27 protein-coding genes and 1 pseudogene are annotated in these 24,521 nt (G+C 71.2%); 17 read left to right on the forward strand and 11 right to left on the reverse strand.

Annotated elements, in window-relative coordinates; all coding sequences use genetic code 11:
* On the forward strand, window positions 1-813 hold an 813-nt coding region (locus tag GT045_RS27725; protein ID WP_237538912.1), incomplete at its 5' end, for an RDD family protein.
* Between the two features lie 71 nt (window positions 814-884).
* A complete protein-coding gene (locus tag GT045_RS27730; RefSeq protein WP_161335850.1) occupies window positions 885-1,745 on the forward strand; it encodes an RDD family protein in 861 nt (286 codons plus the stop codon).
* A gap of 141 nt (window positions 1,746-1,886) precedes the next feature.
* Here GT045_RS27730 and GT045_RS27735 read toward each other — a convergent pair whose 3' ends face one another.
* The gene (locus GT045_RS27735) at window positions 1,887-2,123 is read right to left on the reverse strand and encodes a hypothetical protein (protein ID WP_161286787.1); all 237 of its coding nucleotides are present in this window, start codon (window positions 2,121-2,123) and stop codon (window positions 1,887-1,889) included.
* A gap of 361 nt (window positions 2,124-2,484) precedes the next feature.
* Here GT045_RS27735 and GT045_RS27740 point away from each other — a divergent pair, with 361 nt between their 5' ends.
* Window positions 2,485-4,842: an immune inhibitor A domain-containing protein gene (locus GT045_RS27740; protein ID WP_161286788.1), complete on the forward strand. Its 2,358-nt coding sequence runs from the start codon at window positions 2,485-2,487 to the stop codon at window positions 4,840-4,842.
* Window positions 4,843-4,963: 121 nt separating this feature from the next.
* Entirely contained in the window at window positions 4,964-5,284 is a 321-nt protein-coding gene (locus GT045_RS27745; protein WP_161286789.1) for a hypothetical protein, read from the forward strand.
* Between the two features lie 2 nt (window positions 5,285-5,286).
* On the opposite strand, the gene GT045_RS27750 is transcribed toward GT045_RS27745, so the two are convergent.
* The 3 genes from GT045_RS27750 to GT045_RS27760 all read right to left on the reverse strand — a co-directional run bounded on the left by GT045_RS27750 (window position 5,287) and on the right by GT045_RS27760 (window position 8,396).
* Window positions 5,287-6,129 (reverse strand): hypothetical protein, encoded by an 843-nt coding sequence (locus tag GT045_RS27750; RefSeq protein ID WP_161335852.1) that lies wholly within the window; start codon window positions 6,127-6,129, stop codon window positions 5,287-5,289.
* A gap of 228 nt (window positions 6,130-6,357) precedes the next feature.
* Entirely contained in the window at window positions 6,358-6,951 is a 594-nt protein-coding gene (locus GT045_RS27755; protein WP_161286791.1) for an isochorismatase family protein, read from the reverse strand.
* 98 nt (window positions 6,952-7,049) lie between these two features.
* Entirely contained in the window at window positions 7,050-8,396 is a 1,347-nt protein-coding gene (locus tag GT045_RS27760; RefSeq protein WP_161286792.1) for a nicotinate phosphoribosyltransferase, read from the reverse strand.
* Between the two features lie 64 nt (window positions 8,397-8,460).
* Here GT045_RS27760 and clpS point away from each other — a divergent pair, with 64 nt between their 5' ends.
* From clpS to GT045_RS27795, 8 genes are all read left to right on the forward strand, one after another.
* Window positions 8,461-8,769 carry an ATP-dependent Clp protease adapter ClpS gene (gene clpS, locus GT045_RS27765; protein ID WP_053749283.1) on the forward strand — a complete coding sequence of 103 codons (309 nt, stop codon included), beginning with the start codon at window positions 8,461-8,463 and terminating at the stop codon, window positions 8,767-8,769.
* 12 nt (window positions 8,770-8,781) lie between these two features.
* On the forward strand, window positions 8,782-9,387 hold the full coding sequence (locus GT045_RS27770; protein ID WP_161286793.1) for a DUF2017 domain-containing protein: 606 nt from the start codon (window positions 8,782-8,784) through the stop codon (window positions 9,385-9,387).
* Window positions 9,388-9,716: 329 nt separating this feature from the next.
* Complete coding sequence (locus tag GT045_RS27775; RefSeq protein WP_161286794.1) at window positions 9,717-11,153, forward strand: amino acid permease; 1,437 nt, start codon at window positions 9,717-9,719, stop codon at window positions 11,151-11,153.
* Between the two features lie 137 nt (window positions 11,154-11,290).
* A complete protein-coding gene (locus GT045_RS27780; RefSeq protein WP_161286795.1) occupies window positions 11,291-11,713 on the forward strand; it encodes a M67 family metallopeptidase in 423 nt (140 codons plus the stop codon).
* Window positions 11,714-11,864: 151 nt separating this feature from the next.
* Window positions 11,865-11,960 (forward strand): putative leader peptide, encoded by a 96-nt coding sequence (locus tag GT045_RS40770; RefSeq protein ID WP_345942776.1) that lies wholly within the window; start codon window positions 11,865-11,867, stop codon window positions 11,958-11,960.
* Between the two features lie 115 nt (window positions 11,961-12,075).
* A complete protein-coding gene (locus GT045_RS27785; RefSeq protein WP_161286796.1) occupies window positions 12,076-12,354 on the forward strand; it encodes a MoaD/ThiS family protein in 279 nt (92 codons plus the stop codon).
* A gap of 17 nt (window positions 12,355-12,371) precedes the next feature.
* Window positions 12,372-13,322 carry a cysteine synthase gene (locus GT045_RS27790; protein WP_161335854.1) on the forward strand — a complete coding sequence of 317 codons (951 nt, stop codon included), beginning with the start codon at window positions 12,372-12,374 and terminating at the stop codon, window positions 13,320-13,322.
* 212 nt (window positions 13,323-13,534) lie between these two features.
* Window positions 13,535-13,996: a hypothetical protein gene (locus GT045_RS27795; RefSeq protein ID WP_161286798.1), complete on the forward strand. Its 462-nt coding sequence runs from the start codon at window positions 13,535-13,537 to the stop codon at window positions 13,994-13,996.
* A gap of 10 nt (window positions 13,997-14,006) precedes the next feature.
* Here the strand turns inward: GT045_RS27795 and GT045_RS27800 are convergent, their stop codons facing one another.
* The gene (locus GT045_RS27800) at window positions 14,007-14,465 is read right to left on the reverse strand and encodes a type II toxin-antitoxin system PemK/MazF family toxin (RefSeq protein WP_161286799.1); all 459 of its coding nucleotides are present in this window, start codon (window positions 14,463-14,465) and stop codon (window positions 14,007-14,009) included.
* A 237-nt stretch (window positions 14,466-14,702) separates the two neighbouring features.
* On the opposite strand from GT045_RS27800, the gene GT045_RS27805 reads away from it, so the two are divergent.
* Window positions 14,703-15,455: an MBL fold metallo-hydrolase gene (locus tag GT045_RS27805; RefSeq protein ID WP_161335855.1), complete on the forward strand. Its 753-nt coding sequence runs from the start codon at window positions 14,703-14,705 to the stop codon at window positions 15,453-15,455.
* A gap of 74 nt (window positions 15,456-15,529) precedes the next feature.
* On the opposite strand, the gene GT045_RS27810 is transcribed toward GT045_RS27805, so the two are convergent.
* Together GT045_RS27810 and GT045_RS27815 are read right to left on the reverse strand one after the other, a co-directional pair.
* Entirely contained in the window at window positions 15,530-16,795 is a 1,266-nt protein-coding gene (locus tag GT045_RS27810; RefSeq protein ID WP_161335857.1) for a PTS transporter subunit EIIC, read from the reverse strand.
* A 181-nt stretch (window positions 16,796-16,976) separates the two neighbouring features.
* Entirely contained in the window at window positions 16,977-18,287 is a 1,311-nt protein-coding gene (locus GT045_RS27815; protein WP_161335859.1) for a PTS transporter subunit EIIC, read from the reverse strand.
* A gap of 187 nt (window positions 18,288-18,474) precedes the next feature.
* On the opposite strand from GT045_RS27815, the gene GT045_RS27820 reads away from it, so the two are divergent.
* From GT045_RS27820 to GT045_RS27830, 3 genes are all read left to right on the forward strand, one after another.
* On the forward strand, window positions 18,475-18,708 hold the full coding sequence (locus tag GT045_RS27820) for a PTS glucose/sucrose transporter subunit IIB (protein ID WP_030751904.1): 234 nt from the start codon (window positions 18,475-18,477) through the stop codon (window positions 18,706-18,708).
* 79 nt (window positions 18,709-18,787) lie between these two features.
* Window positions 18,788-19,522 carry a ribonuclease PH gene (rph, locus tag GT045_RS27825; protein ID WP_161294304.1) on the forward strand — a complete coding sequence of 245 codons (735 nt, stop codon included), beginning with the start codon at window positions 18,788-18,790 and terminating at the stop codon, window positions 19,520-19,522.
* Window positions 19,523-19,636: 114 nt separating this feature from the next.
* Complete coding sequence (locus tag GT045_RS27830; RefSeq protein ID WP_161294302.1) at window positions 19,637-20,044, forward strand: hypothetical protein; 408 nt, start codon at window positions 19,637-19,639, stop codon at window positions 20,042-20,044.
* 368 nt (window positions 20,045-20,412) lie between these two features.
* Here the strand turns inward: GT045_RS27830 and GT045_RS27835 are convergent, their stop codons facing one another.
* The 4 genes from GT045_RS27835 to GT045_RS27850 all read right to left on the reverse strand — a co-directional run bounded on the left by GT045_RS27835 (window position 20,413) and on the right by GT045_RS27850 (window position 23,786).
* Entirely contained in the window at window positions 20,413-21,117 is a 705-nt protein-coding gene (locus GT045_RS27835; protein WP_161335860.1) for a DUF1707 domain-containing protein, read from the reverse strand.
* A gap of 9 nt (window positions 21,118-21,126) precedes the next feature.
* A complete protein-coding gene (locus tag GT045_RS27840) occupies window positions 21,127-22,089 on the reverse strand; it encodes an ATP-binding cassette domain-containing protein (protein WP_161294299.1) in 963 nt (320 codons plus the stop codon).
* 1 nt (window position 22,090) lies between these two features.
* The gene (locus GT045_RS27845) at window positions 22,091-22,909 is read right to left on the reverse strand and encodes an ABC transporter permease (protein ID WP_237538915.1); all 819 of its coding nucleotides are present in this window, start codon (window positions 22,907-22,909) and stop codon (window positions 22,091-22,093) included.
* Window positions 22,910-22,985: 76 nt separating this feature from the next.
* The gene (locus GT045_RS27850; protein ID WP_161294297.1) at window positions 22,986-23,786 is read right to left on the reverse strand and encodes an ABC-2 family transporter protein; all 801 of its coding nucleotides are present in this window, start codon (window positions 23,784-23,786) and stop codon (window positions 22,986-22,988) included.
* Between the two features lie 205 nt (window positions 23,787-23,991).
* Between GT045_RS27850 and GT045_RS40060 the strand changes: the two are divergent.
* A pseudogene (locus GT045_RS40060) lies at window positions 23,992-24,521 on the forward strand (hypothetical protein); the annotation flags it as partial.

The raw sequence follows: 24,521 nt of genomic DNA on the forward strand, positions 1-24,521 counted from the left end.
GCCCTGGGCCCCGTCGCCGCGGCCCCGCCCGTGCCGCACCAGGCGGGCCCCGCGCACCCGGGCCCCGCGCACCCGGGCCCGGTTCAGGCCGGGCTCCCGCAGTCCGTGCCCCCGCAGTCCGGCCCACCCGCTACCCCGCATCCCGGTGCGCCCGGTGCGCCCGGTGCGCCCGGTGCGCCCGGTGCCCCGCTGACCACCGGTCCCGGCGGCGGGCAGGCGTCCTGGGCGCAGCAGGTGCACCAACTGGCCGGAGGCGGGGACGAGCAGCCGGTGGCGCCGTGGAAGCCGCCGGTGGAGGACATCTTCCAGGCCGCCGCGCGCCGGCAGGCGTCCGCCCGCCCCGCCGGTCTCGGCCGGCGCCTCACCGCCCGGCTCATCGACCTGCTGGCGACGGCCGCCGTGACGGCCGCCGCGGCGGTCCCCCTCGGCATGCGGGCCGCGGACCACGTCCAGCAGAAGATCGACGCGGCCCGGCTGACCGGCCATGAGGTCACCGTCTGGCTGCTCGACGGCACGACCGGCACCAGCCTCGGCATCGTCCTCGCCGTCCTCCTCCTCGTCGGCGTCCTGTACGAGGTGCTGCCCACCGTCAAGTGGGGCCGCACCCTCGGCAAGAAACTGTGCGGCATCGAGGTGCGGGACATCGAGGGGCACGAGCCGCCGACGTTCGGCCCGGCGCTGCGCCGCTGGCTGGTGCTCGCCCTGCCGGGCCTGCTGGGCATCGGGATCGTGGGCGTGCTGTGGTGCGTGTTCGACCGGCCCTGGCGCCAGTGCTGGCACGACAAGGCGGCCCACACGTTCGTCGCGGGCTGACCGCGGGGCCGCCTACTCCGTCCGGCCGTCTGCCGGATGCGGAGCCGGGGCGTCCGGGTTCCACTCGGGCCATGAGCAGCGAACCGCCTCCCGGCTCCGGAGAGCAGCCCCCCGAGGACGACCCCTTCCGGAAGAGGCCCCCGTCGGACCAGGGTTCGGGCTCGCCGTACGACGCCCCGTACGGCGGTGCCGGGCAGCCCCCGCCCCCGGGCGGCGGGCAGCCTCCCCGACCGGGCGGCGGTCCGCAGCAACCGGAAGGCGGCCCCGGGGGTGGCCAGCCGCCGCCGTACGGAAGCGGTGAGCCGCCGCCCCCGTACGGTGGTCAGCAGCCGCCTCCCTACGGCGGCGGCCCGTACGGCGACGCCGGGCCCTACGGCGGCGGCCCGGGGGGCGGCCCCTACGGCGGCGGCCCGGGGAGCGGGCCCTACGGCGGCGGTCCGTACGGAGCCGGGGCCGGTGGTTATCCGGCCGATCCGCTGGCGGGCATGCCCCCGCTCGCCGACAGCGGCAAGCGGACGCTCGCGCGCATCATCGACATGATCCTGGTCGGCATCGTCGTCTGGCTGCTCACCTGGGCGTTCGGAGTGCGTGAGTACAGCGTCGACGGCGACCGCATCGAGGTCGGCAGGTCCGTCGCCCAGTCCGTCATCGCGGCGGTGCTCTACATCGCCTACGACACGATCCTGACCAGCAAGTCGGGTCAGACCCTCGGCAAGAAGTGGCTGGGCATGCGGGTGGCCGACCTGGCCGACGGCGCCACTCCCTCAGCACAGACCTCGCTGATCCGCGCCCTGGTGCTGTGGCTGCCGTTCGCCTTCTGCTGCGCCTGCATCTGGACGGCGATCTCGGGCGGCTGGAGTTTCTTCGACAAGCCCTACAAGCAGGGCCTGCACGACAAGGCGGCCAAGACGGTGGTGGTCAGCGCGCGTTGAGCCGAGCGCGGCGCCGGCGGCGCCCATGACGCGGCGGCGGTCCGGGCGGTGCACCCGGGCCGCCGCCGGCACGTGTCCCACGGCCACCTGTCTCCCGCGGCCACCCGTCTCCCACGGCCACCTGTCCCGCGTGCCGGTCGGTCACAGGGAGGTGGGGACGCGCTCCTCGTCCGCCACCGGCTCGGCGGACGCCCGCGCCGCGTGCGCCCCGGGAGCGGGGACCGTCCACGCGATCAGCAGCCCCAGCGCGAGCGCCGCGAGGGCGATGACGACGATCCCGAGGCCCGAACTCGTCTGGGACAGCAGCAGCATGGCGAGCGTCGAGAAGATCACGGTGCAGGAACCGTAGGCGAGCTGTGCGGCGGTCGGACGAGGCATGGCAATCGTGTCCTCGGCGGGTCGGGAGCGGGGTGCCGTTCGACTCTCTTGGCCTGCATGCCCGAGCCGGACGCCCGGTAAGCATGACCTAACCCACGGTACCGGTGCACGGGGGGCGCATGGAGTCACCCCGCCTCTCGTGAGGCCGCGTTCCTGCGCCTGTCGGCAAGTCGACACGTGTCCGCAAAGCGAACGCCACCTCCGCATAGTGCACTTGTCCTGCTCAAGTCAAGGTCTGTCTTTTCCGCTAAACCTCTAGTCAAATGTCGTCACTTGATTACACGCGTTGATCGTGCGCGCACGGATTCCTCCATGACCCGGAACCCCCTGTCCGTGTGCGCGGCGCGGGGGAGGAACTCAAGTGACCAGCAGATCCTGGACGTTCAGAGCGGCCGCCATCGGCGTGACGCTCGCGGCCGCTTCCGCCACGTTCGCGACCTTCGCCGTCGCGGAGGCGGGCACCCCGGCCGGGTCGGCCGCCGCCAACCGGCACGACCCGGCTCCGGTGAAGCAGCAGAAGCACGACCTCGACGGCCCGCTGAGCAAGACGCAGGACGCTCAGCGCGAGGAAGCCCTGAAGCAGCTCATATCGGGCAAGGCCAAGGCCGAGGAGCGCAACGGCTCCAAGGTCGTCAAGCTCGCGAGCCGCAAGGGCCAGAGCAAGTACGTCGAGCTGGGCCGCGAGAAGACCGACAAGATCTTCACGATCCTGGTGGAGTTCGGCAACCAGACCGACCCCAAGGTCGGCGGCACCGCCGGCCCGCTGCACAACAAGATCGCCAAGCCGGACCGCAAGAAGGACAACTCCACGGCCTGGCAGAAGGACTACAACAAGAAGCACTACCAGGACCTCTACTTCGGCACCGGCAAGAACACCGAGTCGCTGAAGAAGTACTACGAGAAGCAGTCCTCGGGCCGCTACTCGGTCTCCGGTGAGGTCACCGACTGGGTCAAGGTCCCGTACAACGAGGCCCGGTACGGCAACAACGCCTGCGGCCAGACCAACTGCCCGAGCGTGTGGAACGTCGTCAGCGACGGCCTGAACTCCTGGGTGGCGCAGCAGAAGAAGGCCGGCCGCACCGACGCCGACATCAAGAAGGACCTCGCCAAGTACGACCAGTGGGACCGGTACGACTTCGACGGCGACGGCAACTTCAACGAGCCCGACGGCTACGTCGACCACTTCCAGATCGTGCACGCCGGTGAGGACGAGTCCGCGGGCGGCGGCGCCCAGGGCAAGGACGCGATCTGGGCCCACCGCTGGTACGCCTTCGGCACCGACGCCGGCGCCACCGGCCCGTCGAACAACAAGCTCGGCGGCGCCCAGGTCGGCAGCACCGGCATCTGGGTCGGCGACTACACCATCCAGCCGGAGAACGGCGGCCTCGGCGTCTACGCCCACGAGTACGGCCACGACCTCGGTCTGCCGGACGAGTACGACACCGCCGGCGGCGACAACTCCACCGGTTTCTGGACCCTGATGTCCTCGGGCTCCTGGCTCGGCACGGGCAAGGAGTCCATCGGTGACCTGCCCGGCGACATGAACGCCTGGGACAAGCTCCAGCTGGGCTGGCTGAACTTCGACACCGCCACGGCCGGCAAGCAGTCCACCCACAAGCTGGGCCTGGCCGAGTACAACACCTGGGACAAGCAGGCCCTCGTGGTGAACCTGCCCGACAAGGCGGTCACCACCACGATCACCCAGCCCGCCGAGGGTTCGGCCCAGTGGTGGAGCGGCAGCGGCAACGACCTCAAGAACACGCTGACCCGCTCGGTCGACCTGACCGGCAAGTCGTCGGCGAAGCTGGACCTGGACGGCTGGTGGGCCACCGAGGACGGCTACGACTACGTCTACACCGAGGTGTCGACCGACGGCGGCGCCAACTGGACCGCCCTGGACGGCACGGCGGACGGCCAGCCCCTGGCGCGTGACGCCAGCGGCAAGCCGGCGCTGAGCGGCTTCTCGCAGACGCACAAGAAGCTGTCGTTCCCGCTCGACGCCTACGCGGGCAAGAAGATCGACCTGCGCTTCCGCTACGCCACCGACGGCGGTGTCGCGGAGAACGGCTTCACGGCCGACCAGATCACCGTGACCGCCGACGGCACCCCGCTGTTCTCGGACAACGCCGAGACCGCGGACTCCGCTTGGACCGCGAACGGCTTCTCCCGCATCGGCGCGTCCTTCACCAAGGACTACAAGCAGTACTACATCGCCGAGAACCGGCAGTACGTGTCGTACGACAAGACGCTGAAGACCGGCCCGTACAACTTCGGTTCGGCCAAGCGCCCCGACTGGGTCGAGCACTACCCGTACCAGAACGGCCTGCTGATCTGGAAGTGGGACACCTCCCAGGCGGACAACAACACGAACGCCACCAACGGTCACCCGGGCACCGGTCTGATCCTGCCGATCGACTCGCACGCGAAGGCGCTGAAGTGGGCCGACGGCACGCTGCTGCGCAACCGCGTCCAGGCCTACGACTCCCCCTTCAGCCGCTACGGCACGGACGGCATCACGCTGCACAAGGCCGACGTCGCGCTGAAGATCAAGGCGTCGAAGGGTGTCTCGGTCTTCAACGACCACGCCAGCACCTACTACGACGCCTCGAACCCGACGGGTGGCGTCAAGGTCACTGACACCAACACCAAGATCACGATCGTCCAGGAGGCCAAGGACGGCTCCACGATCCAGCTCAAGGTCGGCCCCGCGGTGAAGTAGTCAACAAACCCGCAGGTCAGAAGCGTATCGGCGGCAACCCCTTGGCGGGTTGCCGCCGATCGTGTTTAGGTGCGTCCTGTGGACCGCTTATTGACACCGACCGGAACGGGGATGTGACCGCATGGCCGCTGGAGGCTTCTGCAAGCTGCCGAACGGCACGGTCGTGGTGGCGCTCAACCTGCCCTACGACCCCGCCGGGGTGCGGGTTCTGGTGCACGCCCAGAACCGCGCCCGAGCTCTGACCAGGCTCCGCAACCTGGGGTTGCGCGCGATCTACCTCCGGGGGAACGCCGCGCCGCCCACGCCGGACGAGGTCACGGCGGTGCTGCACCATCCGGACGGCCTGATATGGCGCACGGCACCGGCCGACAACGGTGTCATCGTGAACGAGCTGTGGCACCCGATCCGGGCGCTGCTCCGGCAGCCGATGACGCAGGCATGACGTCAGGGCCGCCCGGGCGGCCCTGACGTGTGGGACGGCCGCCGCTGCTTCGCGGCCCTGTGCGCGCTCGCGCGCTGACCGGCGGCGGCCACCTTCGCCGCTTCCCTCAGTCCGGCCACGGTCGTGCGGAGCCGCTCGGGCCGGGACGTCCCGGAGGCGGCGCCGAGCTTCTTCTCCGCCTCGGCGTTCGTGAGGGCCACGATGTCGGCCGAGGCGGGCCGGACGGTGTCCTTATTGAGAAAGAAGACGCCCTGGTCGCCGCCGACCGGGATCCAGAACGTCGGCACGGACGTGATGCCGGGGTGGTCGGGGGCCGTCATCCGCCGCAGGTAGAGCGCGTACCGCCGGCCCACCACGAGTGGGGTGGTGCCTTCCGCCGTCACCTTGTCCGTGTCGATGTCGCCGACGACGATCTCGTCGCCCCCGGAGATTCCGAAACCGGGCTTCACCACCGCAGCGACCCGCACCTTCAGGAAGACCATCGGAACGCACTCCGGCCCGCCCGCTCCGTCACCGGCGATGCCGGAGGGAGTTGCCGTGGGGGCCGGGGAGCCGGTGGCCGAGGGGTCCGGGCCGGGGTCGACGCCGTCTTCCGCCGGGGGGTCGACGGCGGGCTCGGTGGCGGTGTCGCCCCCTTCGTCGCACTCCCGCGTCCGGACGCCGAGCACCGGCCCGGTGACGGCGATGTCGGCGGCCCCGCTGACGCCCTCCGCGCTGCTGTAAGAGGCGCGGTCCGTCTCGACGTGCAGGCGCTCCTCGGTGTCGGCGGAGCCGGGCCCCGAGCAGGCCGTCAGGCCGGCGAGCGCCGCGGCGGCGGCCATGACGGCCCAGGTCCGGGTTCTCATCACTGTGTGTTCTCCTCGACTGCTCGGCACCGCACCTTGACGCCTTCGACGTCGTCGTGACCGGGGCCGTCGCTCCCGCAGGAGAACGCGCCCTCACCTTGACGCCTCACGGCCGTCCCGGGTTCACGCGGGTGCCGTACTCGTGGTCGAGGCCACAGCGGTGTGGCCGAGACGCGGTGGTCTCGTGTGGGGTGGGGTGTCGGAGATCCCCTGCCCGGCTCCGTGCGCTCAGGAGGAGACGACCGGCTTGCCCACCAGTTCCACACCGGCCTCCCGCAGCTCCTCCAGGGCCCGTTCGGTGGTCGCCGGGGCCACCCCCGCCGTCAGGTCCAGGAGCACCTGGGTACGGAAGCCCTCCCGGGCGGCGTCCAGGGCGGTGGCCCGTACGCAGTGGTCCGTGGCCAGGCCCACCACGTCCACCTCGGTGATCTCGCGGGCGCGCAGCCAGTCGGCCAGCGGCACCCCGTTCTCGTCGGCACCCTCGAAGCCGCTGTAGGCCGCCGAGTACGCCCCCTTGTCGAACACGGCGTCGACCGCGCCGGAGGCGACGGCGGGGGCGAAGTTCGGGTGGAAGCCCACCCCCTCCGTGCCCGCGACACAGTGCGCGGGCCAGGAACGGACGTAGTCCGGGTTGTCCGCGAAGTGGCCGCCGGGCGCGATGTGGTGGTCGCGGGTGGCCACCACGTGCTGGTACCCGGCGCCCGCCGCCTGGCCGATCAGCTCGGTGATGGCGGCGGCCACGTCCGCTCCGCCGGCCACCGCGAGGCTGCCCCCCTCGCAGAAGTCGTTCTGCACGTCTACGACGATCAAGGCGCGGCGCATGCTGGGTGTCCTCCGACTGAGAGTGAAGTAACTGAGCCTAGACACTTCCGGTCCCGTGCGGGAGGGGGCGTTCGAGGGGGCGGACGGCCGGTCCCGCTTCAGCTGCCCGGGCGCCCGTGGACGTACTCCGTCGGAATGACGGGTTCCCCCCGGGAGAGCTGGATCGCGGAGAGCGGCAGGTTCGCGCGCGCCGCGATGTGCCGGTCCCGGGGCACGTCCAGCGGTTCGCGGGCGACCACCTCGCCGTCCTCGACCAGCCGTACCTGCAGCTGCCGGCCGGCCAGCCCGGCCGGGACCGGCCCCGTGCCGACGACCTCGGCCTCCGCGACGCCCTCGGCGTCCAGCCGGCGCGCCGCCCACTTGCGCCCGCCGACGGAGGTCTTGCCGCCGCTGGACTTCTTCGCGACCGGCACCAGCGGCGCCTTCGGGTCGGCCGTCTCGGCGCGGGCGACCAGTTTGTAGACCATGGAGGCCGTCGGGTGGCCGGAGCCGGTCACCAGCTGGGTGCCGACGCCGTACGCGTCCACGGGCGCGGCGGCCAGCGAGGCGATGGCGTACTCGTCCAGGTCCGAGGTCACGACGATCTTGGTGTTCCGCGCCCCGAGCTCGTCCAGCTGCTGGCGCACCCGGTGGGCCACCAGCAGCAGGTCGCCGGAGTCGATGCGGACCGCGCCCAGCTCGGGCCCCGCCACCTCCACCGCCGTCCGGACGGCCTCCGTGACGTCGTAGGTGTCCACCAGCAGGGTGGTGCCCCGGCCGAGGGTGTCCACCTGGGCCTGGAAGGCGTCCCGCTCGCGGTCGTGGAGCAGGGTGAAGGCGTGGGCCGAGGTGCCCACGGTCGGGATGCCGTAGCGGAAGCCGGCCGCCAGGTCGGAGGTGGTCGCGAAGCCGCCGACGTAGGCGGCGCGGGCGGCGGCCACGGCGGCCAGCTCGTGGGTGCGCCGGGCGCCCATCTCGATCAGCGGGCGGCCCCCGGCCGCGGAGGCCATCCGGGAGGCGGCGGCGGCGATCGCCGAATCGTGGTTGAGGATGGAGAGGATCACCGTCTCCAGGAGCACGCACTCGGCGAAGGTGCCCTCGACGCGCATGACCGGCGAGCCGGGGAAGTACACCTCGCCCTCGGGGTAGCCCCAGACGTCCCCGCTGAACCGGTAGTCGGCGAGCCACTTCAGGGTCCGCTCGTCGACGATCTTCTGTTCACCCAGGAAGCCGAGGACGTCCGGGTCGAAGCGGAAGTTCTCCACGGCGTCCAGGACGCGCCCGGTGCCGGCCACCACGCCGTAGCGGCGCCCGTCCGGCAGCCGCCGGGTGAAGACCTCGAACACGCTCCGCCGCTCGGCCGTCCCGGCCTTGAGGGCGGCCTGCAACATCGTCAGCTCGTACTGGTCCGTGAAGAGCGCCGTCGAGGGAACGTCCACCGGCAGCCCAAGGTCCGCTGTGTTCATGACGAGCAGCGTACCGCCTTTTCGTCGGTGTGACGATTTGTAGTGATCGTGGCAGCATGGCTGTGTGACGTCACCCGCGCCCGTAGAGATCGAACGCACCGAGTCGGCGGAGGAGGTCTTCGCCGTACCCGAGCCCGACGTCCCCTGGGTCACGATCGTGCACAACGACCCGGTCAACCTCATGAGCTACGTGACGTACGTCTTCCAGTCGTACTTCGGCTACTCCAAGGACAAGGCCACCAAGCTCATGCTCGACGTCCACCACAAGGGCCGGGCGGTCGTCTCCAGCGGGAGCCGCGAGGAGATGGAGCGCGACGTGCAGGCGATGCACGGATACGGTCTGTGGGCCACCCTCCAGCAGGACCGGAAGTAGCGACCGACTCACATGCCCGGACACTTCGAACCGCTCCCCGGCGGCGGCGCGGCCGTCGCACTCGACGACGTCGAGATCTCCATCATCCGGTCGCTGGCCGTGCAGCTCCTGGAGCTGATCGGTCCCGGCCCCGGCGCCGACGCCCCGGCGGACCCGCTCGCCGAGCTGTTCGCCGAGGGCCCGAGCGAGCCGCCGGCCGACCCGGTGCTGCGCAGGCTCTTCCCGGACGCCTACGTCGACCCCGAGCGCGATCCCGGCTCGGCGGCCGAGGCCGAGGAGCGGCGGGAGCACTCCGCCGAGTTCCGCCGCTACACCGAGAACGACCTGCGCGCCGGCAAGCGGGAGAACGCGCTCGGCGTGATCCGCACCCTGGACGCGCTCGCCCCGGTGGACGAGGGCGGAGCGGTGCTGAAGCTGTCCCCGGAGCAGTCCCGGCAGTGGCTCGGCGCCCTCAACGACCTCCGGCTGGCGATCGGCGCCCGGCTGGAGATCTCCGACGAGGACGACACCGACCTGCTCTACCGCCTCCCGGAAGAGGACCCGCGCAAGCCGATGGTGCTGGCCTATCTCTGGCTGGGCGGCCTCCAGGAGACCCTGGTGACGACCCTCATGTCGTGATCCGTGCGGTTTGACCATCCGTGGGCGTTCGCTCAGAGGACGCTCAAATCCGGATAACGATCCCGTCACCTTTGTGGCCTGTTTTGACGCATTTGAGCGTTATTTGTCCGGTTCTTCCAGTGTGATGCGTCACATCGCTCCGGTGTGATCAGTATTGCGGCCGTGATAAATCTTCACGACCGCCCGGCCAACACCACCCATGTTCGGCCGGGTGCGCCACCGAGCCGACGACCGTCGGCCAGGCAACAGCTCCAGCAATCCGGGGGGATCGAGACCCGATCCGAGGCCGACGAAAGGCCCGGGTCGGCATGGAGAAAGGCGCACCACACATGACCTCAGCGCAGGTCGACCAGCATCGCGACGGCAATGAGGCCGTGCGGGCCGAGGGCAGCGAGGGCGGCGAGGGATACCAGCGCGGGCTCGGCGCCCGGCAGATCCAGATGATCGCCATCGGCGGAGCCATCGGCACGGGCCTGTTCCTCGGCGCGGGCAAGGGCATTTCCAAGGCCGGCCCCAGCCTGATCCTGGCGTACGCCATCGCGGGCCTCGTCATCTTCTTCATCATGCGGGCCCTCGGCGAGCTGCTGATGTACCGCCCGGTCTCCGGTTCGTTCTCGGAGTACGCGCGCGAGTTCATCGGTCCGTTCGCGGGCTTCGTGACCGGGTGGACGTACTGGCTGTTCTGGGTGGTCACCGGTATCACCGAGGTCACCGCGGCGGCCGCCTACATGACGTACTGGTTCGACATCCCGCAATGGGTGTCGGCCCTGATCTTCACCGTCGTCCTGTACGGCGCCAACCTGATCTCCGTGAAGCTCTTCGGCGAGCTGGAGTTCTGGTTCTCCATGGTCAAGGTCACCGCCATCATCGGCATGATCCTGATCTGCGTCGGCATCCTGACGGTCGGCTTCTCCGACGCCGGTGACACCGCCTCCGTGTCCCACCTGTGGAACCAGGGCGGCTTCTTCCCGCACGGCGTCGGCAGCACGCTGATGACCCTGCAGATGGTGATGTTCGCCTTCCTCGCCGTCGAGCTGGTCGGTGTGACCGCGGGCGAGTCCAAGGACCCCAAGACCGTGCTGCCCAAGGCGATCAACACCGTGCCGTGGCGCATCGCCGTCTTCTACGTCGGCGCGCTGATCATGATCCTGTCGGTCGTGCCGTGGACCAGCTTCCACCCCGGCGTCAGCCCGTTCGTGGCCGCCTTCGAGAAGATGGGCTTCGCCGCCGGTGCGGGCATCGTCAACTTCGTCGTGCTCACCGCCGCGCTGTCGTCCTGCAACTCCGGCATGTACTCGACCGGCCGCATGCTGCGCGACCTCGCGCTCAACAGCCAGGGCCCCAAGGTCTTCACGAAGCTGACCCGCAGCGGCACCCCGCTGGTCGGTACGACCTTCTCCGCCGCGCTGATGCTGGTCGGCGTGTGGATCAACTACCAGTGGCCGGGCAAGGCGTTCGACTACGTGGTGTCCTTCGCCACCATCTCCGGCATGTGGGCCTGGATCGTCATCCTCTTCTGCCAGATCCGCTACCGCGCCAAGTCCGACCGCGGCGAGCTGCCCACCTCGGAGTTCCGCGCGCCGGGCGCGCCGTACACCAGCTGGTTCGCGCTCGCCTTCATCGGCATGGTGATCGTGCTGATGGGCATCGACAAGGACGCCCGGGTCTCGCTGTACTGCGCGCCGCTGTGGGGCCTGGTCCTGGCCGTGGCCTACCTGGTGCTCAAGCGCCGCAACCCGGAGGCCGCCGCCTTCAGGAAGCGCTGACGGACACCTCCCCGGGACGTCCGGCCGCCGGGAGCACTCGTGGCGCCCCCGGCGGCAGCCGCTCAGGACGTCCACCATGCGGGCCGTCCCGTACCGACCCTCGGTACGGGACGGCCCGCCTGCTTATCCTGACCCCCATGCTGACCATCACCCAGGCCCTCGTCGACCAGATCGTCGCCCACGCGCGCAAGGACCACCCCGACGAGGCGTGCGGCGTCGTCGCCGGGCCGGCCGGCTCGGACCGCCCCGAGCGCTTCGTCCCGATGCTGAACGCGGCCATGTCACCCACGTTCTACGAGTTCGACTCGGGTGACCTGCTCCGGCTCTACCGCGAGATGGACGACCGCGACGAGGAGCCCGTGGTGATCTACCACTCCCACACGGCGACCGAGGCGTACCCCTCGCGCACGGACATCTCCTACGCCAACGAGCCCGGCGCCCACTACGTCCTGGTCTCCACGGCGGACACCGACGGCCTCGGCGCGTTCCAGTTCCGCTCCTTCCGGATCGTGGAGGGCGAGGTCACCGAGGAGGACGTGAGGATCGTGGACGCCTACTGACACGCGCCGCACCCGCCGGCCCGCCGTCCCACCCGCCGGCGCAACCGCCGCACCGCCCCACCTGTTCGACCGTCCCATCTGCCGGACCGTTTCCGTCCGGCATGTGGAATCACACTCCGGGGTGCGGACGGGGAATCGATACGATGAGCCCATGGTTCTGAACGACGTGAGCGACAAGGCGCCGGGCACGCTGCTCGTGGCGCGGCTGCACGTCGACCTGTGCAGGCTGAACAGCGCCATCTGTTGACGTTCCCCCCGCCGTACGGCCGTGAGCCGCGGCGCTCCCCCCAGTGCCGTATGCCTGGGGGACCCCCAGGCACGCACACCGAATCGACGAACCCTTCCGACAGGAGCCCGCCACCATGGCCATCGAGGTCCGCATCCCGACCATCCTCCGCCAGTACACCGACGGCCAGAAGGCGGTGGAGGGCAGCGGGACGACCCTCTCCGAGCTGTTCGCCGACCTCGAGAGCCGGCACGCGGGCATCCAGGCCCGCATCGTGGACGGCGACCAGCTGCGCCGCTTCGTCAACGTCTACCTCAACGACGAGGACGTCCGCTTCCTCGACGGCATCGACACCAAGCTGTCCGACGGCGACAGCGTGACGATCCTGCCGGCCGTGGCCGGCGGCATGCGCTGATCGGCCGCTGACCAGCGATGCGCTACGACTCCCCGTTGGCCGCGGTGGGCAACACCCCTCTGGTGCGCCTGCCGCGGCTGTCGCCGTCCCCGGACGTCCGCATCTGGGCCAAGCTGGAGGACCGCAACCCCACCGGCTCGGTCAAGGACCGTCCCGCCCTGCACATGGTCGAGCAGGCGGAGAAGGACGGCCGGCTCACCCCGGGCTGCACGATCCTCGAGCCCACCTCCGGCAACACCGGCATCTCGCTCGCCATGGCGGCCAAGCTCAAGGGCTACCGGATGGTGTGCGTGATGCCGGAGAACACCTCCCAGGAGCGCCGGGACCTGCTCGGCATGTGGGGCGCCGAGATCATCTCCTCACCGGCCGCGGGCGGTTCCAACACCGCCGTGCGCGTGGCCAAGGAGCTGTCCGCCGAGCACCCCGACTGGGTGATGCTCTACCAGTACGGCAACCCGGACAACGCGGGCGCCCACTACGCGACCACCGGCCCGGAGATCCTCGCCGACCTCCCCTCGGTCACCCACTTCGTGGCGGGCCTCGGCACCACCGGCACCCTCATGGGCGTCGGCCGCTACCTGCGCGAGCACCGGCCGGGCATCCAGATCGTGGCCGCCGAACCGCGCTACGACGACCTGGTCTACGGGCTCAGGAACCTCGACGAGGGCTTCGTCCCCGAGCTGTACGACGCCTCCGTGCTCACCACCCGCTTCTCGGTCGGCTCGGCCGACGCGGTCACCCGCACCCGCGAACTCCTCCAGCAGGAGGGCATCTTCGCGGGAGTCTCCACCGGCGCCGCCCTGCACGCGGCGATCGGCGTGGGCAGGAAGGCGGTCAAGGCGGGGGAGAGCGCCGACATCGTCTTCGTCGTGGCCGACGGCGGCTGGAAGTACCTCTCCACCGGTGTGTACACGGCGCCCACGACGGAAGCGGCCATCGAGACACTGCAGGGCCAGCTCTGGGCCTGACGCCGAAGCCGGCGGGACCGCCCGGAGGCTGACAGCGGGACCGCCGGGAAGCTGACGGCGGGACCGCCGGGAGGCCGGCGCCGGGCCGGTGCCGGCGCGCCGGTCGGCAGGGCGGCGGGTCCGGTGAGGGATCCGTTCGCGGCCGGGGTACGTCACATCCGCACCAGGCTGCCGGGCCGGCCCGGCAGCCGACGGCAGAAAGGCGGACCCCCATGCGCCCCACGACGCCCCTCGCCCTCGCGACCCCCCTCGCCCTCACGGCGGCGCTGCTCCTCGCGGGCTGCGGCTCCCAGGAGGACACCGGGAGCAGCGGCAAGGCGTCGCAGCCGCCGTCCCCCACCCGGACCGCCGCCGGGTGCGCCGACCACGCGGAGCTGACGGCCGCCGACCACGGCCGTACCGTCTGCGTGGCCGAGGGCGGCGAGGTCCGGCTCACCCTGGACGGTACCGACGCCCGCCCCTGGAAGCCGGTCACCGCGAGCGGCACGGGACTGAAGGCGGTCAACGCCGGCCTCGTGCTCCGGCCGGGTGATGCCACGGCCGCCTACCAGGCGGTCGCCGCCGGCACCGTGAAGCTCGCCTCGTCCCGGCCGATGTGCCCCGAGCCCACCGCGCCCGGCCAGGTGTCCTGCAAGGGCATCGAGGAATGGACGGTCACCGTCCGGGTGAGCTGAGGCGTACCGGCTAGCCGGCCAGGTGCCGCACCTGGTCCCACAGGACCGGGTCGACCACGCCGACCCGGCGCCGGAACCCGTTGACCGGCACCTCGCGCAGCTCGTCGGTCTCAAGGAAGCTGGGCCGCCCCTGGGCGTCGCCGACGGCGCCGGGCGGCAGCGGGATCACCCCGCTGCGCTCGTCGTGGTACTTGCTGGTGATCTTCGCGACCGTGGCCCGGTCGCCCCGCACGGCCAGTACCAGACAGGGCCGGTCCTTCACCCCGCGGCGGTCCTCGTAGGGGACGTCCGCCCACCAGATGTCCCCGGGGGACGGCCGCTGCGCGTGCGTCCCGCGCGTGCCCGCCCGGCCCGGCGGCCTCAGGCGCCGCCCGGCGGGCCGACGACCGCGGCCCCAGCCGTCGACGAGCGTGGCGACCAGCGCGAGCAGCACCACCGCGGCGAGCGCCAGCCACCATGACGTGTCCATACGACGACGTTACCGGCGCGCGCCGAACATCGCGCGCCCTCTTCGGATCCTTGTGCGCCCTGGGTCCAGCCGAACCGGTGACAGCACAGGTGAGTTCGCCCACAACGGCACCTGGCGGAGGAGCGACCCGTGCTTTCGCGCCTTACGCTCGACAAACCGCACGACCCCCGACAGCCCTCATCCCGAGTGGCTCCCCGCCCCGCCCACCGGTTTCCCGCCAACGGAGGTTTCTGCTTCATGAAGCTCACCGTCGTCGGCTGCTCGGGGTCGTTCCCGTCCGCGGAATCGGCCTGTTCGAGCTACCTCGTCGAGGCCGACGGCTTCCGGCTGCTGCTCGACATGGGCAACGGCGCCCTTGGCGAGCTGCAGCGCCACTGCGGTCTCTACGACCTCGACGCGATCTACCTCAGCCATCTGCACGCCGATCACTGCATCGACATGTGCGCGTACTTCGTGGCGCGCTACTACCGCCATGACGGCGGCCGGTGCGCCCCCATCCCGGTCTACGGCCCCGAGGGCACCGAACACCGTCTGACCACGGCGTACGCGGACACCCCCTCCGCGTCCTCCATGAGCGAGGTCTTCGACTTCCACACGGTCAAGCCGTCCACGTTCGAGATCGGCCCGTTCACGGTGCACACCGAGCGGGTCCGCCACCCCGTGGAGGCGTACGGCATCCGCATCGAGCACGGCGGGAACTCACTGACGTACTCCGGTGACACGGGCGTCACCGAGGTGCTGGACGAGCTGGCCCGGGACACCGATCTGTTCCTGTGCGAGGCCGCGTTCACGCACGGCAAGGAGAGCATCCCCGACCTGCACCTCAACGGCCGCGAAGCGGGTGAGACGGCGGCTCGCGCGGGCGCCCGCCGCCTGGTCCTCACCCACATCCCGCCGTGGACGGACCCGCAGGCCAACCTGCGCGACGCCCGTGAGGTGTTCGCCGGGCCGGTGGAGCTCGCCGCGCCCCGCCGCACGTACGAGATCTGACCCGCCGCGGTCCATGACGAAGGCCCCCGGAGCCAGGGCTCCGGGGGCCTTCGCCGGTCGGTCGCGGGACCGGGCTACTTGGCCTCGGCCTTCTGCAGTTCCGCCAGCTCCTCGTCGGACTCGCGGCCCGGGGTCGGCAGGTTGAACCTGGTGATCGCGAACCGGAAGATCACGTAGTAGACCACCGCGAAGCACAGGCCGACCAGGACCAGGCCCCACGGGTTGCTGGCGATGCCCAGGTTCAGTCCGAAGTCGACCGCGCCCGCCGAGAAGCCGAAGCCGTCCTTCATCCCCAGCGCCCAGGTCAGCGCCAGCGAGACACCGGTGAGGACCGCGTGGATCGCGTACAGGACCGGCGCGATGAACATGAAGGTGAACTCGATGGGCTCGGTGACACCGGTGACGAAGGACGTCAGAGCCAGCGAGAACATCATGCCGCCGACGACCTTGCGGCGCTCGGGCCGGGCGCAGTGGACGATGGCCAGGCACGCGGCCGGCAGCGCGAACATCATGATCGGGAAGAAGCCGGTCATGAACTGGCCCGCGTGCGGGTCGCCGGCCAGGAAGCGCGCGATGTCACCGCTCTTGCCGTGGTACTCGCCCGCCTGGAACCACGGGAACGAGTTGAGCAGGTGGTGCATGCCGATCGGGATCAGCGCACGGTTGGCGACACCGAAGATGCCCGCGCCGACGGCGCCCGACTTCACCAGCCACTCGCCGAAGTTGTGCAGGCCCGTGCCGAGGACCGGCCAGATGTAGCCGAAGACGATGCCGAGGACCAGGCCGGCGAAGGCCGACAGGATCGGGACGAGACGACGGCCGCCGAAGAAGCCCGCCCAGTCGGGCAGCTTGGTGCGGTAGAAGCGCTGGTAGAGCAGGGCCACGACTATGCCCATCACCACGCCGCCGAGGACCTTCGCGTCCACCGGGGCGTTCTGCATGACGATCTTGCCGTCGACGACGGCCGCCACCTTCGGCAGGTTCTTGTCGGTGAACGTGCCCAGCACGTTCTTGAAGACCAGGTAGCCGACGACGGCCGCGAGGGCCGTGGAGCCGTCCGACTTCTTCGCGAAGCCGATCGCGATGCCCACGGCGAACAGCAGCGCCATGTTGTCGAGGATCGCGTTGCCGCCGGCCGCCATGAAGCCGGCGATCTTCGTCAGGAACGCCGGGAAGGACGGGCGGCCCAGCATGTCGGTGTTGCCGAGGCGGACCAGGAGGGCGGCGGCGGGCAGCACGGCCACCGGCAGCATCAGGCTGCGGCCGATACGCTGCAGTACAGCCATCACGCCCGCGCCCTTCTTCTTCTGGGCCGCGGGGGCGGCGCTGGCCGTGGTCACAACTTCCTCCATCGGGCAAGGCGCCGCCCGGGAACCAAGGAAGGGGACGGCAGCGTCTCTGGTCTACACCACCAGTGGTGTAGACCTGTTGTAGCACGATGAAGGCGGGATAAGGAACCCACGGATCCGCTACTGCGGCGCTACGCCGCGTGCTCGCCCGGGCGGCCGGCGGAAGGGCCCGTCACCGCACGTTGTCCCGCTCCATCTCCTCCGCCACCTCCGGCGGTTCCCGCCCCGGTGTCCGCAGGTCGAACCTGGTGATCGCGAACCGGAAGACGGCGTAGTACACGGCCGCGAAGCACAGACCGATCGGGACGATCGCCCACGGTCGCGTCGCCAGGTTCCAGTTGATGACGTAGTCGATCAGACCCGCGGAGAAGCTGAAGCCGTCGTGCACCCCGAGCGCCCAGGTCACCGCCATCGAGACGCCGGTGAGCACGGCGTGGACGGCGTACAGGGCGGGCGCGATGAACAGGAACGAGTACTCCAGCGGTTCGGTGATGCCCGTCACGAACGACGTCAGCGCGACCGACAGCATCAGACCGCCGACCTCCTTGCGGCGCTCCGGCCGGGCGCAGTGCGTGATGGCCAGGGCGGCGGCCGGCAGCGCGAACATCATGATCGGGAAGAAGCCCGAGGTGAACTGGCCGGCGTGCGGGTCACCCGCGAGGAACATGTTGATGTCGCCGTGGACGGGCTTGCCGCCGGGCGGTGTGTAGGTGCCGAACTGGAACCAGATGGGCACGTTGAGGAACTGGTGCAGGCCGATGACGAGGAGCGCCCGGTTGGCCACGCCGAAGACGCCGGCGCCCCACGCGCCCGCCTCCCGCAGCCAGTGGCTGAAACTCTCCAGCGCGTCCCCGATCGGCGGCCAGACCCACAGGCACAGTGCCGCGAAGACGATCGCGACGAACGCCATGATGATCGGCACCAGCCGGCGGCCGTTGAAGAAGCCCAGCCAGTCCACCAGCCTGGTGCGGTGGTAGCGGGCCCAGAAGAAGGCGGCCAGCAGCCCCACCACGATGCCGCCGAAGACGCCCGGGTTCTGGAAGGTGAAGGGCGTCACCGTGTCCGCGCCGGTGTCGACGACGACCTGGCAGCCGACGTCCTGCACGGACCGCGAGCCGCCGGGGCACCGCTCGGGGAACTGGTGCAGGACCGTGTAGTAGACGAGGAAGCCGACCACCGCGGCCAGGGCCGTGGAGCCGTCCGCCTTCTTCGCCATGCCGATCGCGACGCCCACGCAGAACAACAGGGGCAGGCCGAGGGAGCCGTCGAGCAGCGCGCCGCCCGCTCCCTTCATCACCTTCGACACGTCGGTCCAGCCCAGGCCGTCGTCCCCGAACACGTCGGGCTGGCCGAGCCGGTTGAGGATGCCCGCCGCCGGCAGCACCGCGATGGGCAGCTGCAGACTCCGGCCCATCTTCTGCAGACCCTGGAACAGGTGGTTCCAGCGGGTCCGGGCGGGGCCGGCGGCACTCTCGGCGCTCATGGGCGTCCTTTCCGGGCCGCCCTTCCGGGACGCGGTTTGGCGACCTTCCCCACGGTGGTGTAGACCAGTCGGCGGACGGTTCCGCTGTCGTGATCGCCATCATTCGGCACGGACGGCATGACCGCTCGCGAAGATGGGCCAACTGTGGGTTACTGCGACAAAGCGGTTCGGAGCAGGGAGAAGGAACATGGCCAGCAAGGCTGAGAAGATCGTCGCCGGGCTCGGTGGCATCGACAACATCGAGGAGATCGAGGGCTGCATCACCCGGCTCCGCACCGAGGTGTCCGACCCCGACCTGGTCGACGACGCCGCCCTGAAGGCCGCCGGCGCCCACGGCGTCGTCAAGATGGGCACCGCCATCCAGGTCGTCATCGGCACCGACGCCGACCCGATCGCCGCGGAGATCGAAGACATGATGTGAGCCCACGGCTCACCGCCGAAAAGGGGCTCCTCCCGGCGTGGGAGGAGCCTCTTGCGCGTGTCCGGCTAGGCTCCATGCCATGTCTCGCATCGACGGCCGTACTCCCGAACAGCTCCGCCCGGTCACCATCCAGCGCGGGTGGAGCAAGCACGCCGAGGGCTCCGTCCTCATCTCCTTCGGCGACACCAAGGTCTTCTGCACCGCCTCCGTCACCGAGGGCGTTCCGCGCTGGCGCAAGGGCAGCGGCGAAGGCTGGGTCACCGCGGAGTACTCCATGCTGCCCCGCGCCACCAACACCCGCGGCGACCGCGAGTCCGTCAAGGGCAAGATCGGCGGCCGGACCCACGAGATCTCCCGCCTCATCGGCCGCTCCCTGCGCGCCGTCATCGACTACAAGGCGCTCGGCGAGAACACCATCGTCCTCGACTGCGACGTCCTCCAGGCCGACGGCGGCACGCGCACGGCGGCGATCACCGGCGCCTACGTGGCACTGGCCGACGCCGTCGCCTGGGCCCAGCGCAAGAAGCTCGTCAAGGCCGGCCGGCAGCCCCTGACCGGCACCGTGAGCGCCGTCTCCGTCGGCATCGTCGGCGGAGTCCCGCTGCTCGACCTCTGCTACGAGGAGGACGTGCGCGCCGACACCGACATGAACGTCGTCTGCACCGGCGACGGCCGCTTCGTCGAGGTCCAGGGCACCGCCGAGGCCGAGCCGTTCGCCCGCGAGGAACTCAACGCCCTGCTCGACCTCGCCGTGGCCGGCTGCACCGAGCTGGCCGCCGTCCAGCAGGCGGCGCTGGCGGCCACGATCGCGTAAAGAATCCCTCAAGGCCCGGGCAACCCGCCGGGCCCTGCCGACGTCCCTCTGGGTACGGGCGCACGGCCCATGCGCGTGCGCCCGGTCAGTCGTCCCAGGGGAGGGGAACCCACGATGTCCGCCAGCCGCCGCGCACGCCGGGGCCGGGTCACCGCCATCGCCGCCGCCGTGGCCGTCGCCGTACTCACCACCGGCCTGACCACCGGCTGCGACGCCGTGAACAAGGCGCTGGACTGCGTCCAGACCGCCGACACCATCGCCGACAGCGTCACCGAACTCCAGCAGGCCGTGGAGAACGCCGCCGCCGATCCCACCCAGGCCGACGCCTCGCTCGACTCCATCGAGAAGAACCTGCGCAAGATCGGTGACAAGACGGACGACGCCGACGTCAACAAGGCGGTGGACGACCTGACCCAGGCCGTCGGCAACGTCCGTACGTCCCTCAGGGCCGGCGACCAGACCCCGGACGTCGGCCCGGTCACCTCCGCAGCAGGCGAACTGACAAAGGTCTGCACCAGCTAGCCCCGACCAACACCCCCACCGCCCCCTGGGGGCGCGGGGAACTGCGCGCTCAGCCGGGGACGCCCCGGGGCCGAGGACGGCGCCCCGCCCGCCATGAGCGTTCCGTCCTCCCGCTGCTCGGATGCTTCGGCGTCATCTGCGCCCCTGGGGGCGCGGGGAACTGCGCGCTCAGCCAGGGCCGTCCCGGGGCCGAGGACGGCGCCCTGCCGGCCGTGAGCGTTCCGTCCTCCCGCTGCTCGGATGCTTCGGCGTCATCTGCGCCCCTGGGGGCGCGGGGAACTGCGCGCCCAGCCAGGCACGACCCGCGGACGCGCACGGCGCTCACGGCTCACGGCGTCGCGGTGCCCGGCGCTCACGGCTCACGGCGCTCACGGCTCACGGCGCTCACGGCTCTCACGGCGCTGCTCGCGCCGCTCCGCCCTCTCCAGGCGGCGCTGTTCCTTCAGCCGCTGCCGCTCGGACCGCCGCAGCTTGCGCTCCACGCCGACCCCGCCCCAGAAGGCGAACCCGCTGATGACCACCCGCGGGGCGCCCGGATCCACGGGCCCGTCGTCCCTCGGGTGCTCGAACGCGCCCATGACGCCGACACCGCGGACCACCACCTCCACCCCCGGCTCCACGATCACCTGCACACCGCCCATGATGGCCACACAGCTGATCTCGACCTCGTGGTCCGCGAAGTCCGCCTCCCGCAGATCCAGCTCGCCCCCGCCCATGAAGGCGAAACAGGAGAACCGCTTCGGCACCGTCCAGCGGCCCTTGCGCTCGAACCCCGACAGGATCGCCACCGCCCCCGTCGAGGACCCCTCACCCCCGGTGACACGGCCCGCCCAGCCCCCGCCCCGCACCGGCTCCTTGACGAAGGAGACCGGGACCGGCGCCGCCGCCCCCGGCAGATCACGGGTCAGCGGCGCCAACTCGCCGTACGTCCGAGCCGTGTAGGCCGCCTCCAGCCGCTCCTCGAACTCCTCCATGTCGAGCCGGCCCTCGGCCACCGCGTCCCGCAGGACCTCGGCGACCCGCTCACGGTCGGCGTCGGACGCCCGGAGGTCCAGGGCTGCGTCGTCGCTCATGACGGCAGCCTACGAGACCGCCTTCTCCGCGTACATCCTGGCGATGACGGCCTCGATGTCCGGCTCCCGCACCGACAGGTCCACCAGCGGATACCGGGCCGCCAGATGCGCGACCAGCGGCGCCGCCGACTGCCCCGCAGGGAACGCCAGCCACTGCCGCGGCCCTTCCACCTTCACCACCCGCGCCGCCGGCACCTCCACCGGCGGCAGCTCCCGCTCCAGGTCCACCACCAGCGTCCGTTCGCTCTCCCCGGCCTCGTGCAGCCCGGCGAGCGCGCCGTCGTACACCAGCCGGCCGTGGTCGATCACCATCACCCGCGAGCACAACTGCTCGATGTCCTGCAGGTCATGGGTGGTCAGCAGCACCGTCGTGCCCCGCTCGGCGTTCAACTCGCGCAGGAAGTCACGCACCTTCGCCTTCGACACGACGTCCAGACCGATCGTCGGCTCGTCCAGGTACAGCACGTCCGGATCGTGCAGCAGCGCCGCCGCGATGTCCCCACGCATCCGCTGCCCCAGCGACAGCTGCCGCACCGGCACGTCCAACAGATCGTCCAGCTCCAGCAGTTCCACCAGCCGGGCCAGGTTCTCCCGGTAACGGCCGTCCGGGATGCGGTACATGCGGTGCGCCAGCCGGTAGGAGTCGATCAGCGGCAGGTCCCACCACAGCGTGGTCCGCTGCCCGAACACCACCCCGATCCGGTGCGCCAGCCGCATCCGCTCCCGCGCCGGGTCGATGCCCGCCACCCGCAGCCGCCCGCCGCTCGGCGTCAGGATCCCGGTCAGCATCTTGATCGTGGTCGACTTCCCGGCGCCGTTCGGCCCGATGTACCCGACCATCTCCCCACGCGCCACGGTGAACGACAGCGAGTCCACCGCCCGCACCTCGCGCCGCTCCCGCCGGAGGAACCCGGTCCTCCGGCGCACCTGGAAGACCTTCTCGACCTGCTCCAGTGCGATGAACTCACCCACGTCAGCTCCCTGTGCTGCGGTACGAACGAAGCCCTGCCCGCCAGGCCAGCCCCGCCAGCGCGCAGGATCCCACCGCCACCAGCGGCGAAACCCACGCCAGCCACCCCGGCAACCCGAGCGGATACGGCCGGCCCAGCACGTAGGCCGCGGGCAGCCAGTTGACGAAGGCCAGCGGCAGCACGAAGGTCACCCCGCGCACCAGTTCCTTCGCGAACACCGTCGGCGGGTACTGCAGCAGCGTCGTCCCGCCGTAGGTGAAGGCGTTCTGCACCTCCGAGGCGTCCTGCGCCACGAACTGGAACGCCGCCCCCGCCACGAACACCGCGCAGAAGATCCCGCAGCCGCTCACCACCATCACCGGCATCAGCAGCAGCCGGCCCGCCGTCCAGTCGATGTCCACCCCGGTCAGCGACCAGCCCAGCACCAGCACCCCCTGCGTCAGCCGGCCCAGCCGCCTCAGCGCGAACCGGTCGGCCGCCACCTGGGCCAGCACCGGCGCCGGCCGCACCAGCAGCGTGTCCAGCGTGCCGTCCCGTACCCGCCGGCCCAGCCGGTCCATCGACCCGATCAGCAGGTCCGCCAGACCGAAGGAGGTCGCCGACAGCCCGTACAGGAACGCCACCTCGGGCAGCGCGTAACCGCCCAGCGCGTCCACCCGGGAGAACATCAGCATGATCGCGACGAAGTCGAGGAAGTTCGCCACGAAGTTGCCGAACGTGGTCATGGCGAAGGACGCGCGGTAGGCCATCGTGGAACGCACCCACATCGCCGCGATCAGCCGGTACGCCCGCAGCCCCTCCACCAACCGGTATGCCCACAGGCCCTCGGCCCGCCGGTACGCCCGCCGCCCCCCGGCCGGGCCGCCCGCCCGCGTCGCGGCGGCCACCGGACCGTGCTCAGCCACCCTGCACCACCACCCGGCGCGTCGCCGCCGACTGCACCAGCCGCCCGGTCCCCAGCAGCACCACCGCCCAGGCCCCCTGGAAGAGGTAGGTGGGCAGCGGATCCCCCTGCCCCAGCAGGATGTCCGCCGGCGCCTGCAGCAGGGAGGACCAGGGCAGGGCCCGTACGACCTCGCCCAGCGTGCCCGGGAACACGTTGAGCGGCAGCAGCATCCCCGAGCAGAAATACCCCGCCAGCCACATCATCTGCACCACGCCGGTGCCGTCCAGCAGCCAGAACGCGCTCAGCGCCACCAGGTAGCGGATGCCGAAGCCGACCAGCATCGCCAGGACCACGGCGGCCAGGAACGCCGCCCAGGTGCCGGCGTCGGACGGCAGGTACACCGGGAAGCACAGCGCGCCGAACGCGAACGGCACCAGCCCGCGGCCCAGCAACTGGAAGAACGCCCGGCCCAGATCCGCCGCCAGCCACCACAGCTGGAGATCGGCCGGGCGGTACAGGTCGATGGCCACGTCCCCGGTACGGATGCGCTCCATCAACTCGTCCTCGACCCCGCCGCCGCCGATGGCGAGCGTCGACAGAAACGCCTGCCCGAGCCAGACGTAGGTCACGGCCTGTGTCTGGTCGTACCCGCCGAGATGCGGCTTCTCGTCCCACAGGGCGCGGTACGTGTACACGAGGATCAGCCCGAAGGCCGTGTTCGTGAAGACCCCTGCCGCAGTGGCGGCCCGGTAGGTCGCGTACCGTCTGAATCCCCCTGCCGCGACGGCCGCGTACAACCGTCCCGCGCCCACGCCAGTCGACCTCCTCGGACGCTCGACACCGAAGCGCAGGAGCCTAGTCCGCAGGCCCTGTGGCCGGCCACGCGTTTTCCGGTCGGAAGCGTTATGGAATCCGGGAACGGAACGCCAGGTGCGAGAGTCTTCAAACAGGGGGAGCGCAGAAGCGTACGAGGCGTACGGGAACGTACGACGCTGAAAACAGGAGTCCGTGCACGAGATGAGCGACGAGCCGCAGCCGCAGCAGCCGAACGAAGGCGTGGCGCCGGGAAAGCCGCTGCCGGCTGAAGGGCCCGGGAACCCGGGGGGCCACGAGGAGACGGCCGCCGGTCGGCGCCGGGGTGGGCCGGGGGCCGAACGGGAGGGGGACGCCGCCCGGCGTGACAGCGGGGACGGCGCAGACCGCCCCGCGACGGAGGAGCGCCCGCAGACCGCCGCACGGCCCGGGACCGCCGCGAAGCCGCAGAACACCAGCCGTCCCGCCGACGCCGCCCCGGGCACGGGAGGTCAGCGCGACACCGAACGTCCCGCCGCCCCGGGCACGGGAGGCCAGCGCGACACCGAACGTCCCGCCGTCCCGGGCACGGGAGGTCAGCGCGACGCCGAACGCGCCGCCGACGGCTCCGGTCGTCCGGCGCCGGCGGCGCAGGACCGGACGGCTTCGATGGCCCGCGCCCGCCAGGCGGCCCGCGGCGCCCGCACGGACCAGCCGGCGTCCGCGGAGACGGGGGGTACCGGCCCCGGCCGCCC

The sequence above is a fragment of the Streptomyces sp. SID486 genome, from assembly GCF_009865385.1.
Classification (GTDB): Bacteria; Actinomycetota; Actinomycetes; order Streptomycetales; family Streptomycetaceae; genus Streptomyces.